Source organism: Nocardiopsis sp. LOL_012 (assembly GCF_048060475.1).
GTDB lineage: Bacteria > Actinomycetota > Actinomycetes > Streptosporangiales > Streptosporangiaceae > Nocardiopsis.
The window spans coordinates 20,482-36,805 of record NZ_JBHMIV010000003.1 but is presented as its reverse complement, the minus strand read 5'-3'; the positions used below and the strand labels follow the sequence as shown (position 1 = coordinate 36,805).

General features: G+C 72.2%; 15 protein-coding genes. 4 read left to right on the top strand and 11 right to left on the bottom strand.

From position 1 onward, the window contains the following. Positions 1–4: 4 nt before the first annotated feature. The 5 genes from ACFHWE_RS02760 to ACFHWE_RS02740 are packed head-to-tail and all read right to left on the bottom strand — an operon-like array spanning position 5 to position 6,369. A complete protein-coding gene (locus tag ACFHWE_RS02760; RefSeq protein WP_416598948.1) occupies positions 5–319 on the bottom strand; it encodes a monovalent cation/H+ antiporter complex subunit F in 315 nt (104 codons plus the stop codon). After that, a complete protein-coding gene (locus ACFHWE_RS02755; RefSeq protein WP_416598947.1) occupies positions 316–927 on the bottom strand; it encodes a Na+/H+ antiporter subunit E in 612 nt (203 codons plus the stop codon). Before ACFHWE_RS02755 ends, ACFHWE_RS02760 begins: the two co-directional genes overlap by 4 nt. Beyond that, complete coding sequence (locus tag ACFHWE_RS02750) at positions 924–2,594, bottom strand: Na+/H+ antiporter subunit D (protein ID WP_416598946.1); 1,671 nt, start codon at positions 2,592–2,594, stop codon at positions 924–926. Before ACFHWE_RS02750 ends, ACFHWE_RS02755 begins: the two co-directional genes overlap by 4 nt. After that, complete coding sequence (locus ACFHWE_RS02745) at positions 2,594–3,424, bottom strand: Na(+)/H(+) antiporter subunit C (protein WP_416598945.1); 831 nt, start codon at positions 3,422–3,424, stop codon at positions 2,594–2,596. The genes ACFHWE_RS02750 and ACFHWE_RS02745 overlap by 1 nt, the downstream gene beginning before the upstream one ends. Further along, complete coding sequence (locus tag ACFHWE_RS02740; RefSeq protein ID WP_416598944.1) at positions 3,421–6,369, bottom strand: Na+/H+ antiporter subunit A; 2,949 nt, start codon at positions 6,367–6,369, stop codon at positions 3,421–3,423. The genes ACFHWE_RS02745 and ACFHWE_RS02740 overlap by 4 nt, the downstream gene beginning before the upstream one ends. Positions 6,370–6,595: 226 nt before the next feature. Between ACFHWE_RS02740 and ACFHWE_RS02735 the strand changes: the two genes are divergently transcribed. Continuing rightward, entirely contained in the window at positions 6,596–7,078 is a 483-nt protein-coding gene (locus tag ACFHWE_RS02735) for a MarR family winged helix-turn-helix transcriptional regulator (RefSeq protein ID WP_416598943.1), read from the top strand. Between the two features lie 206 nt (positions 7,079–7,284). Then, positions 7,285–7,545: a GlsB/YeaQ/YmgE family stress response membrane protein gene (locus ACFHWE_RS02730; protein ID WP_416598942.1), complete on the top strand. Its 261-nt coding sequence runs from the start codon at positions 7,285–7,287 to the stop codon at positions 7,543–7,545. 13 nt (positions 7,546–7,558) lie between these two features. Here the strand turns inward: ACFHWE_RS02730 and ACFHWE_RS02725 are convergent, their stop codons facing one another. Then, on the bottom strand, positions 7,559–8,479 hold the full coding sequence (locus tag ACFHWE_RS02725) for a Gfo/Idh/MocA family protein (RefSeq protein ID WP_416598941.1): 921 nt from the start codon (positions 8,477–8,479) through the stop codon (positions 7,559–7,561). 91 nt (positions 8,480–8,570) lie between these two features. After that, the gene (locus tag ACFHWE_RS02720) at positions 8,571–9,497 is read right to left on the bottom strand and encodes an EamA family transporter (RefSeq protein ID WP_416598940.1); all 927 of its coding nucleotides are present in this window, start codon (positions 9,495–9,497) and stop codon (positions 8,571–8,573) included. 149 nt (positions 9,498–9,646) lie between these two features. Between ACFHWE_RS02720 and ACFHWE_RS02715 the strand changes: the two genes are divergently transcribed. Next, a complete protein-coding gene (locus ACFHWE_RS02715; protein ID WP_416598939.1) occupies positions 9,647–10,141 on the top strand; it encodes a MarR family winged helix-turn-helix transcriptional regulator in 495 nt (164 codons plus the stop codon). Positions 10,142–10,222: 81 nt separating this feature from the next. On the opposite strand, the gene thiD is transcribed toward ACFHWE_RS02715, so the two are convergent. Both thiD and ACFHWE_RS02705 read right to left on the bottom strand, forming a co-directional pair. Next, positions 10,223–11,017, bottom strand: coding sequence for a bifunctional hydroxymethylpyrimidine kinase/phosphomethylpyrimidine kinase (gene thiD / locus ACFHWE_RS02710; RefSeq protein ID WP_416598938.1), 795 nt, complete (start codon positions 11,015–11,017; stop codon positions 10,223–10,225). A gap of 101 nt (positions 11,018–11,118) precedes the next feature. Then, on the bottom strand, positions 11,119–12,393 hold the full coding sequence (locus ACFHWE_RS02705; RefSeq protein WP_416598937.1) for a flavin monoamine oxidase family protein: 1,275 nt from the start codon (positions 12,391–12,393) through the stop codon (positions 11,119–11,121). 190 nt (positions 12,394–12,583) lie between these two features. On the opposite strand from ACFHWE_RS02705, the gene ACFHWE_RS02700 reads away from it, so the two are divergent. Beyond that, positions 12,584–14,596: a heavy metal translocating P-type ATPase gene (locus ACFHWE_RS02700; RefSeq protein WP_416598936.1), complete on the top strand. Its 2,013-nt coding sequence runs from the start codon at positions 12,584–12,586 to the stop codon at positions 14,594–14,596. Positions 14,597–14,605: 9 nt separating this feature from the next. On the opposite strand, the gene ACFHWE_RS02695 is transcribed toward ACFHWE_RS02700, so the two are convergent. Beyond that, a complete protein-coding gene (locus tag ACFHWE_RS02695; protein ID WP_416598935.1) occupies positions 14,606–15,244 on the bottom strand; it encodes a TetR/AcrR family transcriptional regulator in 639 nt (212 codons plus the stop codon). Positions 15,245–15,398: 154 nt separating this feature from the next. Then, complete coding sequence (locus tag ACFHWE_RS02690; protein WP_416598934.1) at positions 15,399–15,791, bottom strand: nuclear transport factor 2 family protein; 393 nt, start codon at positions 15,789–15,791, stop codon at positions 15,399–15,401. Positions 15,792–16,324 lie beyond the last annotated feature (533 nt).

The window sequence follows — 16,324 nt, the reverse complement described above, 5'->3', positions numbered from 1 at the left end:
CCGCTCACGGTGCCCTCCCCTCGTCGTCGCCACCGGTTCCGGTCGCCTCCGGGTGCCCGTCGAGGTGGCGGCGGACCACGAACATCGAGACGGCGATCGAGCTGACGAAGCCGACGAGGGACAGCACCAGGAGGATCGGCAGCACCGACGGGTCGCGGTTGAACGCGGCGTAGGCGCCGATCCCGGTGAGGGAGGAGGCCATCAGCACGTCGACCGACAGAGCACGGTCGAGGATGCTGGGCCCCAGCATGAGCCGGGCCGTACCGAGCAGGGCGGCGACCCCGAGCAGTACGGCGATGGTCGTCCACAGGGCGCTCACGGGCCCTCCCCCCGGGTCGCGGCCTCCAGGTCGGCGATGTCGCGGCGCGTGCCGATGGCCCGCACGATCCGCTCCTCCAGGTTCAGTGCGATCCTGCGGGCCCGCTCGGTCCCCTCGCGGTCGACCGCGCCCAGCACGTGCAGGTAGAGCACCCGTTCCGGGTGCCCGACCTCGATCACCACGCTCCCGGGGATCACCGACAGCAGGACCGAGGTGCACACCAGCATCAGATCGGAGTCGCTGCGCAGGTGCACCGCGATCACCGAGCTGCGCACGGGCGGCCCCGGGGTGAACACCTGGCGGCTCACCTGGAGGCTCGCCCTGACCAGGTCCGCGCAGAAGCGGCCGACCAGGCGCAGCGTGTTCCACGGCCGCAGCCGGAGCCCGGAGGCGACCGGCGGCAGGGGGAACAGCACCATGATCAGTACCGACACCAGAACCCCCAGCACCAGGAGGCCCAGGGACTCCTCGCGCGGCCGGAAGCCGTTGAACAGCAGCATCCACACGAGTGCCATGCCCGCCACCGAGACCGGTTCGACCTTGCCCAGGCGGCGGCGCAGCGACCGCAGCCGCTCGGGGCCGCGCGAGGCTGTGCGTCTCCAGGTCACCGCTCACCTCCGAGAACCGCGTGGATGTAGGGGGTGCGGGCCGTCAGGTCGGCGGCGGCCTCGGACGAGTAGGCGATGAGCGGCCCCGCGAACACCGTCAGCGAGAGCCCCATGGCGACCAGGGCCATGGTGGCGCCGGTCATGCTCCGGGGCAGGACCACGGAGGTGACCACGCGCGCGCCCGCCTCCGTCTCCGCGCCGCCCAGCCGGGAGGTGGGGCCGACCGCCTCCTCCGGGCCGAAGGCGGACGTGGAGGTCTCCTCCGAATCGTCCTCGCTCTCCTCCAGCACCGTCCCGGGCTCGGCGACCATGCCCTCGGCCGGGGCCCGCCAGAACGCGTAGTTCCACACCCGCGCGATGACGTAGAGCGTGAGCAGGCTCGTGACCATCGACGCCACGACCAGCGTGTAGGCCATCGGCGTCCCCTCCTGCACACCTGCCTGGACGAGGCCGAGCTTGCCGAGGAAACCGGACAGCGGCGGGATGCCGCCCAGGCTCATCGCCGGGATGAAGAACAGCACGGCCAGTACCGGTGCGATCCGCCCCAGCCCGCCGAGGTCGTCCAGCGAGGTGGACCCGCCGCGCCGCTCGATCAGCCCCGTGATGAGGAACAGCGTGGTCTGGACGGTGATGTGGTGCGCGACGTAGAACACCGCCCCGGCCAACCCCAGCTCGGTGCCCAGCGCGACCCCGAACAGCATGTACCCGATGTGGCTGACCAGGGTGAAGGACAGCAGCCGCTTGATGTCCTTCTGCGCCACGGCCCCCAGCGCGCCCATGACCATCGTGGCCAGCGCCACCCACAGCAGCAGCGTGGTGATGTGTGTGATGGGGAACAGCAGTGTCTCGGTGCGGATGATCGCGTACACGCCCACCTTGGTCAGCAGGCCGGCGAACACCGCCGTGACCGGGACCGGTGCGGTCGGGTAGGAGTCCGGCAGCCACGCCGACAGCGGGAACACCGCAGCCTTGACCGCGAACGCGATGACCAGCAGGACCTCCAGCACGAGCCGCAGTTCGGCGGGGATGTGCCACAGCCGCTCGGCCAGCAGCGCCATGTTCACGGTTCCCGTCGCCCCGTAGACGAGCCCGATCGAGATGAGGAACAGTACGGAGGAGAGCAGCGACACCACCACGTAGACCGCGCCCGCCCGCATCCGCGACTGGGTCCCGCCCAGGGTCAGCAGCACGTAGCTGGCGGTCAGCAGGATCTCGAAGCCCACGTACAGGTTGAACAGGTCTCCGGCCAGGAAGGCGTTGGAGACGCCGGCCACCAGGATCAGGTAGGTGGGCTGGTACACCGACAGGGGCGCCACCTCGGCCTTGCCCGCCATGCCCTGCCCGATGGAGTACACGAGCACGGCCAGGGTGATGGCCGCCGACACCGTCACGAACAGGGCGGAGAGCCGGTCTGCCACCACGGTGATCCCGAGCGGCGCCTCGAAGCCGCCCAACTGCACGGCCAGCGGACCGAAGGTGTCGGCCCCGCGCATGAGCAGGACGCCGATGGCCAGGACCGCTGTGAGCGTGGCGACGCTGATCCACCGTTGCAGGCGCGGCCTGCGGACGCCGAGCGCCAGTTTCACCCCCGCGGCGAACAGCGGCAGGACCACCGGCAGCGGGACGAGGTGGTGGACGAGGGCGGAGAAGAGGGGTCCGTCGAGCATCAGTCGTTCCCTAGCAGTTCGCTGTCCTCGGCGCGTGCCAGGCGTTCCCGCTCGGCCCTCATGCTCCGGCGCACCTCCCGCCGCTGGGCGCGCACCCGGCGGCGCAGCTCCCGCCACAGCTCGCGTTCGGCGGCGCGGTCGGCGCGGCGGTGCTCCCGCAGCCGCCTGCGCCCCTGACGGATGCGCCTGCGCAGCTCCGCCACCTGTTCGACCATGTCCTGCGTGCGGTCGGTCAGACGGCGCACCGTCTCCTCGGAGCGCTCGTCGGCCCCCCGTTCCTCAGTGTCCGCCTCGATCCGGGCGAGCTCGGCCTGGGCCGCGGCGATCTCGGCCCTGATCCGGGCCTGCTCCGCCAACTCCTGGGCGTCGGCGGCGGCGATGGTCGCCTGGAGTTCGGCCCGTTGGGCGCGGATGTCGGCCTGCAACCGGTGGCGTTCGCGCCGGTAGCGCCTGCGGACGGCCTGGGCGCCCTCGCCCCGGACTATGCGCAGGTCCTCGGCGTCGTCCTGCACCTCGTCGTTACCCTCCAACTGCCAGTTCCGGTAGGCCATGGCGAGCAGGAACGCGGTGACGCCGAGGGTGATGACGATAGCGGTGAGGATCATCACCTGGGGCAGGGTGTCGTACATCCGGTCCGGTTCGGTCAGCCACAGGATCGGCGGCCCTCCGGCCTCGCCGCCCACGGCCAGGATCATCAGGTTGACGCCGTTGCTCAGCACGACGAACCCCAGGAGCACGCGGGTCAGGCTGCGCTCCAGCAGGAGCACCACGCCGACCGCGACCATGACGCCGACGACGAGGACCAGGACCAGGCTCGGGGTGTCGTTCACGGTGTGACCTCCTCCGCCGTCTCCGCGCCCCGGTCCCGCCCGGCGGCGTGCGTGGCGTCCCGCTCCACCTGTTCGTCGATACGGGCGCCCAGGCTGCGCAGGATGTCCAGGACCAGTCCGATCACCAGCAGGTAGACCCCCAGGTCGAAGACCAGGCCGGAGGTCAGGTGCAGGTGTCCCATGAGCGGGATGTGCAGGTCCAGCGCCGCGCCGGACAGGATCTCCTCGCCGAGGAACGGTCCGGCCAGGGCCGTTCCGGTGGACAGGGCCAGGCCGGTGCCGATGAGGGCGCCGGGTTGGAGCCAGGCCGCCGCGTAGAGCTCGAACCGGCCCCCCGCGAGGTAGCGGACCGTGAGGGCGAGCCCGGCCAGGAGCCCCCCGGCGAACCCGCCGCCGACCGCGGAGTGCCCGGTCAGCAGCAGGTACACCGAGATCACCATGACCACGGGGAAGAGGAAGCGGGAGACGACCTCGAAGATCAGGGAGCGCCGCTCCGTGGGCAGGGCACCGGCGCTGGGCAGCCACTTGCGTCCGGGAACGGGCCTGAGGTGCATCGAGCGCGGTGCCGTCCGGAGGCCGCCGAGGTCGATCCCCCCGCCGCTCGGGGCCGGGGGAGGGGTGGTGTGGGACAGCGGCCGGGTCCTGCGGTTCACCCGCGGCTGGGAGCGGCGCCGCACGAACATCAGGCTGGCGACGCCCGCCGCCGCGGCGGCGAGGACGGAGATCTCCCCCATGGTGTCCCACACGCGGACGTCGATCAGCAGGACGGCCACGATGTTCTCCCCGCCCACCTCCTCGGCCAGGTGCGCGAAGCCGCCGGAGACGGTCTCGTCCCGGCGCCCGGCGAGCGTGAAGTAGGTCATGCTGGCGACGAGTGCCCCGGTGGCCACACCGATCAGCAGGTTCCACATGCGGCGCCCGCGCAGCGCCGGGGTGGAGAAGCGGGCGGGCAGGCGGCGCAGGACCAGGACGAAGACGAGGATGCTCACCGTCTCCACGAGGAACTGGGTGAGCGCGAGGTCCGGCGCGCCCTGGAGGAAGAACAGCACCGCACACCCGTAGCCGGTCATGCCCACCAGGACGACCGCGAACAGGCGGCGCCGTACGAACAGGGCGGACAGGCAGGTGAGGACGATGATGGCCGCCGGAATGAGCTGTACCGGGGTGTCCATCGCGCGCACGGGCGGTGCGGGCAGCTCCCACAGGCGGCCGCTGATGATCGGCCACCCCGACACGGCCACGACGCTGACCAGGATCGTGCCGAGGTAGACCGGCAGCGAACCGCGCTGTGTGCGGCCGGTGACCTGGAGGGCGAGGTCGTCCAGGCCCGCGAGCATCCGGCGGTAGACGCGGTCGGGGTCGACGAGGGCCGTGCGCGCGCTCAGCCACACCACGCGGTGGCGCGCGGCATGCATCGCGTACCCCAGGAGCAGGCACAGTGCGGACAGCAGCAGCGGTGCCCCGAACCCGTGCCACAGCGTGAGGTGGGTCGCGTGGGCCCCCGGTGCCAGGGGGACGGTGTCGGCGTACACGGCCAGGAGCGGGTCCATGAGCCCCGAGCACACCCCGCCCAGGAGGCCGAGCGCGGCCAGGACCGCCGCGGGGGACAGGAACAGCGCACCGGCGGGGTGCACGGGGGTCTCGGGAACGCCCTCCTTCACCGCGAAGGCGCCCCACAGGAAGCGCAGGCTGTAGGCGACGGTGAGGATCGAGCCGGCGACCAGGCCGACCAGGACGGCGGTGTCCGCGGTGCCCCCGCCGGTGAACGCTCCGAAGGCCAGCTCCTTGGCGGCGAAGCCGAGGAAGGGCGGCAGGCCCGCCATCGACGCCAGCGCCGCGACGGAGATCCACAGGACGGTGGGGGAGGAGGTGCGCAGTCCGGACAGCTCGCGCAGGTCCCGGGTGCCTGTCGTGTGGTCGATCACGCCGACCACGAGGAACAGGGCGGACTTGAACAGGGAGTGGGCGAGCAGGGCCGCGATCCCGGCGAGCGCGGCCGCGCGCGTCCCGGCGCCCATCAGCACCACGAGGAAGCCGAGCTGGCTGATGGTGCCGTAGGCCAGGACGAGCTTGAGGTCGAACTGGCGCAGGGCCTTCCAGCCGCCGAGCACCATCGTGGCCAGCCCGAAAACCACGGCCGTCCACTGCCAGGCGGGGACGTCGTGGAAGGCGGGGGTGAGGCGGGCGACCAGGTAGACCCCGGCCTTGACCATCGCGGCGGCGTGCAGGTAGGCGGAGACCGGGGTGGGGGCGCGCATGGCGGCGGGGAGCCACAGGCTGAATGGGAACAGCGCCGACTTGGACATGGCGCCGACCATCACGAGCACCAGCGCGATGTTCACCGCCGTGCCGCCGGGCGGTGAGGCGACGAGTTCGGAGAGCACGAAGGTGCCCGCGGACAGCCCCAGGACGACGATGCCGACGAACATGGTGAGGCCGCCGGCGGTGGTGACCGTCAGAGCGGTCATGGCGGCGCGGCGGCTCTCCTTCTGCTCCGTGCTGTGCCCGATGAGCAGGTAGGAGAAGACCGTGGTCAGCTCCCAGTAGACGAAGAGCTGGATGAGGTCGTCGGCCAGGACCAGGCCGAGCATGGTCGCGGCGAAGGCGGTGAACACCCCGGCGAACCGCCCCAGCCCGGGTTCGGCGTCGGTGAAGTAGCGCGCGCAGTAGGCGAGGACGAGTGCGCCGACACCGGTGGCGACGAGGGTCATCACCAGCCCGAGCGCGTCCATGTGCAGGCCCAGCCGCAGGGAGAACTGCGGCGCCCACGCGGTGGAGACCGTGAACGTCCCACCGCGTGCGACGGAGGGGACGAGCGAGAGCGCCCAGAGCGCGGTGGCGCCCGGAACGAGGGCCAGCGCGAGGAAGGCGTTCCGGCCCCATCGGCGCACGAGCAGGGGCGCCAGTGCCGCGGCGGCGAAGTGCGCGATCAGGGCGATGGTCAAGACGCTCCTCCCCGACGGGGCGGTGACGGCTGTGGCCGGAGCGCGCCGTGAGTCCCGGGCACGGGCTCCGCGTGCGGCGTGGGCCGGGTGCGGGGCGCCACTGCTGAAGGCTCGGCGGGGGGCGCGAAAATAATTACCTAGGCTATTTAATAGCTAGACTACATAACAGTCAAATCACCGCGCGGCCACGGTGCGCGGCGCACACCGAGTCAGCGAGGATTGTTTCGTGCCTGACGAGACAACCGACCCCCAAGCGGTGCCGCCGGTCCCCCCTCCCCACGACGCCGAGCTCACGGAGTTCCGGCGGGCGTGGACCGAGCTGATCAACGCGGCGATACACGCACGCACCCGCAGCGGCCAGTCCCACGGGGAGCTCACCCTCACACAGGTGCTCCTCATGGAGGCCGTGCGCGGACTCGTCGAACCGAGCGTCGGCTCCGTGGCCCGGTGTGTCGGCGTCTCCTCCCCCTCCGCCACACGCATGATCCAACAGCTCGAACGCAAGGGCATGGTGGCGCGCCGACGGTCCGCGCGCGACGAGCGCAGCACGGTCGTGGGAATCACCGAGGAGGGGGAGCGGGTCCTCGCCGTGCGCCGCCGCGCCCTGGAGGCCAGGCAGCGCAGGATGTACGACGCCATCCGGCCGTCGCTGCGGCCCATGGTGATCGACATCCTGCACGACCTGCGCGAGGCCATGGACGACACCTGAGCGCGTGGCGGCGTCAGCGCGTGCGGTCCAGCAGACGTCCGAGCCGTTCCTCGCACCGGCCCCGGGCCGGGGCGGCCGAGCCCGCCCCCGCACCACCATCCGTTCACCAAGGCCTCACCAAGAGTCGGCTCCGGGCGGCGTGTCGGCCGTGTCCGTTCCGGGAACCACGGGAACGAGGCAGAGAGGCCGATCGTAGGGAGGAACCCGTGGAGATCACCGGAATCATCAGTGCGCTCGTCATCGGTCTGATCATCGGAGCCCTGGGCCGTCTCGTCGTCCCGGGCAAGCAGCACCTGCCGATCTGGCTGACCCTTCTGCTGGGTATCGTCGCCGCCTTCGTCGGCGGATTCCTCGCCAGCCTCATCTCGTCCGCGTGGTGGTGGGTGGTCATCGTCCAGGTACTCGTCGCGGCGGCCATCGTCTACGTGGCCGACGGCGTGTACTCCAAGAAGGGCAAGACGCCCTGAGGCGGTCGCGGGTTCAGGCCGCGGGTCCGGTGCGGGCCACGCGCACGGCCCGGCCGGTACGCACGGACCGTTCCGCGGCCTCCAGCACCGCGACCACGTCCCGGCCGAACCGCACGTCGCACGGGTCGCCGGGGCCGTGGGCGACCTGGTCCAGCAGGCGGTCGACCGCGGCCCCGAACGCCTCGACCGGCGTGCGGTCCCCGTCGGGAAGGGACCGCCAGCCCCGCTCCCCGTGGAGGACCACCTCGAAGGTCTGCGCGTCGTCCGGGGCGTCCAGGGTCATCGCGAGCGATCCGACGGCACCGCCGCGGTGCCGGGTGAGCGCGTGCACGGTGTCCCTGGGGCCCTGGACCGCCGTCACCTCCTCCACCTCACCGAGCACGGGGACGACGACCGACAACAGGTGCGGGCCCACGTCCCACAGGCCGCCCTTCTCCTTGCGCCACGGGGAGGCGCCGAAGGGGTTGCCGGGTTGGAAGATCGAACCGAACAGCGTCGCGCGGGCCCCGTGCCAGCCGCCCTCGGCCGCGGCACCGCGCACGAAGGCGTCGATGCCGTCGGAGAACCGGTTGGTGAAGAAGACCACCGAGGCCAGGCCCCGTGCGTCCGTCTCCCGGACCAGGTCGTCGGCGACCGCGGTGGACAGGGACACCGGCTTGTCCAGCAGCAGGTGCTTGCCCGCCCGGGCCGCGCGCAGCGCCAGGTTCCCCTGGATGTGGGGTGGCAGGGCGATCGCCACGGCGTCCACGTCGGCCAGCAGCGCGTCGACGTCGTCGTGGGCGCGTGTGCCGTAGCGGTCGGCGAGCGCCGCCGCCTTGGCGGGGTCGCGCCCCCACACCCCGGCGAGGACCGCCTCGGGGTGCTCGGCCAGGGCGGCGGCCTGTGTCTCCTTCGCCCAGTAGCCCGTGCCCAGCAGTCCGAACCTGAGACCCATGGTGTTTCACTCCTTCGTGTCCGTGGCCCTGCCATTGTCCATGGAAGCGCTCCCACAGCCGGAGTCGGGAGCGCTTCACCGGGGGAGCGGCTCAGGTCGGCGGCCGGACGCGGTGCGTCCCACCGGGGGAGCGGTGGCCGGAACGCCGCTTCGGCGGGTCCGGGGCCGCGAACTGGGCCAGTACCACCGCGGCCACCGCGAGCAGGGCACCGCAGGCCTGGACCGGGGAGAGCCCCTGGCCCAGGACCGCCCACCCGAGGAACACCGCGGCCAGGGGGCTGCCGAAGGCCAGGAAGGACACGGTCGGGGCGGGCAGGCGCTCGACACCGCGGAACCACAGGGCATAGGAGACCAGGGTGCCGATCACGCCGAGGTAGGCGAACCCCGCGAGGTTGGCCCCGGTGACCCGGTCGGGGAGCCCTTCCACCGCCAGGGCTGCCGGGGCGAGCATCAGACCCGCCACGGTCAACTGCCATCCGGTCATCGTCAGCAGACCCACCCCGTCCGGGCGCCCCCAGCGCTTGGTGAGGACGATCCCGCCTGCCATGCAGGCCGCGGCGGCGAGCCCGGCCAGGACACCCGCCGGGTTCAGCGCGGCCTCCGGTCCCGTGACGAGCAGGCCCACGCCCGTGGCGCCCAGCGCGCAGGCCGCCACGTGGGCCGGCCGGATCCTGCTGCCTAGGACGAGTGCGGCGAGCACCAGGACGAACATCGGCTGGACCGACATGACGAGGGCCGCGATCCCGCCGGGCAGCAGGTAGGCGGCGACGAAGAGCAGGTAGAAGAAGGCGCCCATGTTGAGGGTGCCCAGGACCAGGGCGCGCCACCACCACACTCCGCGCGGCAGGACCCGGCAGAAGGCGAGGAGGACCAGCCCGGTGGGCAGGGAGCGCACGGCGGCCGCCAGCAGGGGGCGGTCGGGCGGCAGGAGTTCGGTGGTGACGATGTAGGTGCTGCCCCACACGACCGGTGCGACGAGGGTGATCAGGGGGTCGAGGACGGCTCGGCCGCGGTTCATCGTGGCCGTCCAGGGGCCGGGGAGCGCGGGGAGGCCTCGGGGCGGGCGGTCATTTCGATGCCTAATCTTTCGATGTCGAATTGTTCGATATCGAAAGGTTAAGGTGCGGGGCTCCGTCCGGTCAAGGGCGCGGCACTATCATCGGTCGGGTGAACGACGTCGTCGACCTTCTCCTCAGCCAGTGGGAACGCCAGCGCCCCGATCTGGACGTGTCCTCGATGGGGGTCGTCGGGCGGCTCAGCCGGGCGTCCCGGGTGGTCGGCCGCGCCGTCGAGGGCGGCCTCGCCGAAGAGGGCCTGGAGGCCTGGGAGTTCGACGTGCTGGCCACCCTGCGCCGGTCCGGGGAGCCCTACTCCCTGACGCCCAAGGAACTGGTCGGCATGATGATGGTGGGTTCGGCGGCGATGACCCACCGCGTGGACCGACTGGTCTCGCGGGGGCTGGTCACCCGTGAGACCGATCCGGCCAACCGGCGGCGGACCCTGGTGACCCTCGCACCGGAGGGGCTGGAGCTCATCGACCGGGCCGTGGTCCACCACGTGGCCAACCAGCGCGGCCTCCTCGCCGGGCTCGACGAGAAGGAGCGCGAACAGCTCGCCGACCTGCTGCGCAAACTCCTGCTGTCGCTGGGCGACACGGTCTGAGGGAGGGCGCGCCCCGCCGCCCTCCCCCAGGCACCTCCGCGGGCGGTGGCGGGCGGAGCCGGCGAAGGTGCAACAGCCCATCTAGGGGGCCAGGGGCACCACCGAGGCGAACGGGGCGCGGGTGACCAGCCGTGCGGAGATGCCGGCGCGGACCATCTCCTTGGCCCTGGCCACCGCCTCGCCCACACCTCCGCCCTTGGCCAGTTCCGCGGTGATCGCCGCCGCGAACGTGCAGCCCGCGCCGCTCACCCGCTCCTCGCCGATCTTCGGTGAGCGCAGGACGGTGGCCTCCTCGCCGTCGAAGTACACGTCCACCGCGTCCGGTCCGGGCAGTTCCACGCCGCCCTTGGCCACGACGTGCCGCGGCCCGAGCGCGTGGATGCGCCTGGCGGCCTCCACGAGGTCCTCGACCGTGTCGATGGACTCCATTCCCGAGAGCGTCCGGGACTCGAAGTGGTTGGGCGTGATGACCGTGGCCAGGGGGATGACCTTCTCGGTGAGCGCCTTGTCGGTGTCCAGGGCGGCGCCGGGCTCCTGGCCCTTGCAGATCAGGACCGGGTCGAGGACCACGTGGCGCCACGGCCGGGCGGCCAGCGCCCCGGCGACCACGTCGATGGTGTCGGGCGTGCCGAGCATGCCGATCTTCACCACGTCGACGTCGTGGCAGGAGGTCGCCGCCTCGATCTGGTCGGCGATGACGCCCGGGTCGACCGGGACGAAGCGGTGCCCCCAGTCGTTGTTCGGGTCGAAGGAGACGATGCACGTGATCGTCCCCATCCCGTAGACGCCCAGTTCCTGGAAGGCCTTGAGGTCGGCCTGGATACCGGCGCCGCCGGTGGCCTCCGATCCTGCGATCACGTACGCGCGGTCGGTCATCGGCGCCTCCTGTCTCGATCTGTTCCGTCACTGTCACGGAAAGCCCGCCGAGGGGCCCACCGGTCAAGACACAGTGGATCACAGCGGGCGGGGCGGCGCCGTCAGCGCCATCCGTCCCGTTCCAGTAGCAGGTCGGTGGCGTCGTAGCCGTGGTCGTAGGCCCCGTCGACGGTGTTCTCACCCGTGGTCGCCTCGCCGACGAAGCGCACGGCCCCGTCCACGGACGCGGCGAGCGCGGTCGGCGCGTCGTGGGCCCCGGGCGGAACGTGGAGGTAGGCGCCCCGGCTGCAGGGATCGGTGGACCAGTCGTGGGTGGCCCGGCGCACGGGCGAGAGGCCGCGCTCGCCGACCGCCCGGCCCAGCAGACGCAGCCCCTCCGCGAACCTCCGCCTCCGGTCCAGCGAGAGCAGCGCGCGGGCGCTCGCTCCCGCGGCCCACACCGTGACGACCTCCGGCCCGCCGGGCTCCGCGCCGCCGACGCCGGAGAAGGCCATGTCGGCCCTCCCCGAGGCGGGGACGGTCGCGCCAGAGAGCACGGGGTGGTCGAACGCGTAGAGGAGTTTGGCCACGTCGGCGCTGTCGAGGGCGTCGACCGCGTCCCGGTGGGACCGCGGCAGGGCGGGCTCGAACCGGACCGTCCCCGCCTTCAGCACCCCGATCGGCAGGGCCACGACGCAGGTCCGGGCGTGCACGGTCCAGCGGGCCGCCGGGGTCTCCACCAGCAGCTCCACGCCCGGGCGCGAGCGGCGCACCACGCGGACCGGGCTGCGGAGCGCGACGGGCACCCCATCGGAGATCGGGGGGAGGAGCCTGTCGTAGCCGCCCACGACCCGGAAGTCCCGGCGGGGCGAGGCCCACCAGTCGAAGTGTCCCCGCTCATACATCCAGGTGGCGCTCCACCGGTGCAGGGGCTCGCTGTCGGAGGCCACCGGAGGCCAGTCCCGTTCGGGAACGCCCAGTCGCCGCAGGTAGGCGGCGGCGCTCTCGTACGGGTGCGGTGCGGAGCCCAGGACGAGTGTCGTGCCCGCCGTGCCCTCCCGGGGGACGGGCACGGTGTCCGCCCCGGTGAGCGCGACCAGTTCCCAAGTCGAGGCGTCCCTGCCGTGGATGAGCCCGGCGCCCAGCTCCACCGGGACCGACCCGAAGACGCGGTGGTCGGTGTACAACTGGCCGCCGATCCGGTCGCGTGCCTCCAGGACGACCACGCGCAGGCCGTGGTCCATGAGGTTGCGCGCCGCTGAGAGCCCCGACACCCCGGCGCCGACCACCGCGGCGTCCCACACGGTGAGGGGCGCGGACGCCCCTGGAAGCACCCCGGCCAGGATTCCGCCCCCGACGAGGAGGGCGGCGCGGCGGGTGATCGGGGCTTCCGGCATGGCGGCTCCTCGGCGACTGGGTGGCTCAACGGTAGGAGACGCGTCCAGGCCGCGTGCCGGTTCCCCCGAAACGGTGGAGACGGTGCGCCGACGGCGGTCCGCCGGTCCGGGACACCGGTGGAGGAAGCGGGAGTGAGGAGCGGCACGCTGAAACCCGTGCAAATATACCCCTCAAGGGTATGTTGGCCTCATGGTCACGCACTCGGAGCACGCAGGCCGCACCCGCGACTCGGATCACGACGGTCATGTCGCCCGCTTCCGCCGCCTCTTCTGGACCATGCTGGTCCTTGCGGTGCCGACGGTTCTGGCGAACGGGATGTTCGCCGCCCTGCTCGGCTACTCCGTGCCCGACCTGCCCGGAGCGGAGTGGATCTCCCCCGTGGCCGGCACCGTGATGTACCTCTGGGGCGGGTGGCCCTTCCTCTCCGGTGCGGTCGGCGAACTCCGTTCGCTCCAGCCCGGCATGATGCTGCTGGTCGCGCTCGCCATCACCGTCGCCTTCCTGTCCTCCTTGGGGGCGAGCCTCGGCGTCCTGCCCCACGACCTCGACTTCTGGTGGGAGCTGGCGCTCCTCGTCGTGATCATGCTCCTCGGGCACTGGATCGAGATGCGCTCTCTGGCGAGGACCTCCTCCGCACTGGACTCCCTGGCCGCACTGCTGCCCGACGAGGCGGAGAAGGTGGTCGGGGACGGTACCGCCTCCGTGTCGCCGGCCGACCTCGCCGTCGGCGACACCGTCGTCGTCCGGCCCGGAGAGCGTGTCCCCGCCGACGGTACGGTCGAGGAGGGTACCGCCGACGTCGACGAGTCGATGGTCACAGGGGAGTCGCGCCCCGTCCCCAGAGGCCCCGGTGACCACGTCGTCGCGGGGACCGTCGCCACCGACACCGCCCTGCGCGTCGAGGTCACCGCCATCGGCGACGACACCGCGCTCGCCGGTATCCGGCGCCTGGTCGACGAGGCCCAGAACTCCTCGTCCCGGGCGCAGCGCCTGGCCGACCGTGCCGCCGCCTGGCTCTTCTGGTTCGCCGTGGCGGCCGCCACGGCGACGGTCGCGATGTGGTCCGTCCTCGCCGGCCCCGGTGACGCGCTGGTCCGCGCGATCACCGTGCTCGTCATCGCCTGCCCGCACGCCCTCGGGCTCGCGATCCCCCTCGTGGTGTCCATCGCCACCGAGCGCGCCGCCGGGGCCGGGATCCTCGTCAAGGACAGGCTGGCACTGGAGGGGATGCGGACGGTGGACACGGTCCTCTTCGATAAGACCGGAACCCTGACCAAGGGCGAGCCCGTGGTCACGGGCGTCGTGGCGGCGGACCCTGGAGAGGACGGTCTGCTCGCCCTGGCCGCCGCGGCCGAGGCAGACAGCGAGCACCCCCTCGCGCGCGCCATCGTGGCGGAGGCGCGTGAACGTGGTCTCGACGTCCCGTCCGCCTCGGGCTTCCGGTCGTCGGCGGGGGTGGGTGTGTCCGCCGAGGTGGACGGTACCCGGGTCGGGGTCGGCGGCCCCCGGATGCTCCGCGAACACGGGGCCGACGAGCCCGAGGGCGCCGTGCGGTGGCGGGAGGGGGGAGCGACCGTCCTGTACGTCCTGGCCGACGGGGAGACCGCCGGGGCACTGGCCCTGGCCGACGAGGTCCGCGAGGAGTCCCGCCAGGCCGTGCGGGCACTCCGGGATCGCGGTACCGGGGTCGTGATGGTCACCGGGGACGCCGAACCCGTGGCCCGCGCGGTCGCCGAGGACCTGGGGATCGACGAGGTGTTCTCCGGGGTCCGCCCCGAGGACAAGGGCGCGAAGGTGGCCGGGCTGCAGGACGAGGGGCGCCGCGTGGCGATGGTGGGCGACGGCGTCAACGACGCCCCGGCGCTCGCGCGGGCCGACGTCGGACTGGCGATCGGCGCGGGAACCGACGTGGCGATCGCCTCGGCCGGGGTGGTCCTGGCCGGCGACGATCCCCGGGCGGTGCTGTCGGTACTCCGGCTCTCCCGGGCCGCCTACCGGAAGATGAAGCAGAACCTGTGGTGGGCGGCCGGGTACAACCTGGTCGCGGTGCCGTTGGCCGCCGGTGTGCTCGCCCCGGTCGGCTTCGTCCTGCCGATGGCGGTCGGTGCGGCGGCGATGTCGCTGTCGACGGTCGTCGTCGCGCTCAACGCGCAGACGCTGCGCGGGCTGGACCTGAGCCCGGAGGCCGCGGCCGCTCCCTGAGTGGTGGCCTCAGTCGAGGTCCGGGTAGCGGCTGGACTGGCTGGAGGGCGCCTGGAGCATCCCGGCGATGGCGTCGCAGAGGAAGAGGCCGACGGAGCGCCAGGGCGGGGCGGTGTTGTTGCTCTCGGCCATGCGCTCCACGTCGGCGCAGGAGTGCAGCACCATCTGCGTCATCAGGGTGAGCCGTCCCTTGGCGATCGCCGGGTCGAGGTGGTCGAGCCGGCGCAGGAGCGAGGCGCCGATCGCGCGGGCCACCGGGCTGACGTCCACGCTCTCACGTGTGAGTCCGGAGGCGATGGGGTTGTGGAAGGCCCGGGCGAGGAAGCGCGCCCTGTAGGTGGGCAAGGGCAGGGACGCGAGGTCGTCGGTGAGGGGGAGGACGAGGCTGCGCACGTCGTCGAGCAGGGAGTCGGACGCTTCGAAGAGGGCTTGGCGCTCGGGATCCAGGGAGGAGGTCTGCCGCTCGATGAGGGCGCGCAGCAGCCCTTCCCGGTTGCGGAAGTAGTAGGCGACCGCGGAGTGGTTGCGCTGTCCCGCCTCCTCCGCCACCTTGCGGTCGGACACGGCGGTGATCCCCTGCTCAGCGAAGAGGCGTTCGGCGGTGTCGAGGAGCGTGGTGCGAGGGGTGTCCGATCGGAGCGTCGGCATGCGGCCTCCCGAAGGCGGTGATGGTGGGACCGGTGGGACGTGGATCATATCCGGCCCGCCCCGCGTTAAGTCATATGACTTAACATGGAACGGGTTGATGGGGTCGCACGACGCCGCCCGCCCCACCCGGACCCGGGGGACCGCGAGGAGGGGCCTACTCCAGCTCGGCCGCCCGCTTGATCTGGTGGAACTGCTCGCTCATGGCACTGGCCAGGGCGGTGGCGGCCGACAGGGGGCGTACGGTGATCTCGAAGTCGTCGATGAGCCCCTCGTCGTTGAAGTGCAGGATGTCGACCCCGTGCGTCTGGACACCGTTCACCTTGGTCGTGAAGGTCAGGACCAGGTCGCGGCCGTCGGCGCTGACGATCTCGCGCACGTAGCGGAGCTCCTTGAAGGTCTGCGGGACGTGGCGCAGGATCGCCGCGGTGATCTTCCTGCCCACGTAGGGGCGCAGCACGACGGGCGTGTGGAGGTGCACGCCCTTGGCGAGCATCGCCTTGATCGTGATCATGTCATCGGCCTCGGCCGCCCTGCGGAACGGATGCACTGACGCTCCTAAGCGAGATCTGCGTTGAGTCCGACCGACATTAACCAGGGCGGATAGCGCTGTCCATGGCCTTGATGTGACCGTAGTCATACCGTTGGGGGCTGCGGGGCGGCCCCGGCGCGGACCGCCGTACGGGCGGGTCAGGGGGAGGCCGGTACGCCGCTCGGCTCGGACACCCCGTGGGAGGGGTGGTCGCGTACCGCGTCGAGGTACTTCGGAGACCGCGTCCCGGTTGTTGGTGAGGTACTCGATGCGGTGGGTCACGCGGTCCCGCTCCCGCTCCAGGCTGGCGAGCATCTCGGGTGCGGCGTCGGAGAAGTGGATCGTCCGGGGCTTGTCCAGACAGGGGAGGATCTGTTTGATGATCCTGGTGGGCAGCCCGGCATGGCGGGGTTCGCCCTCGCCAACAGTGTGACGGCCTTCTCCGGCGACGACATCCTGATCATGGCGGCCCGGTTCGTCGCCGGGGTGGCGGTCTCTCGCTCGGGCGACGCTTGTCGGACACGCGCGCCGTATGACGTCCGAGCACCTTT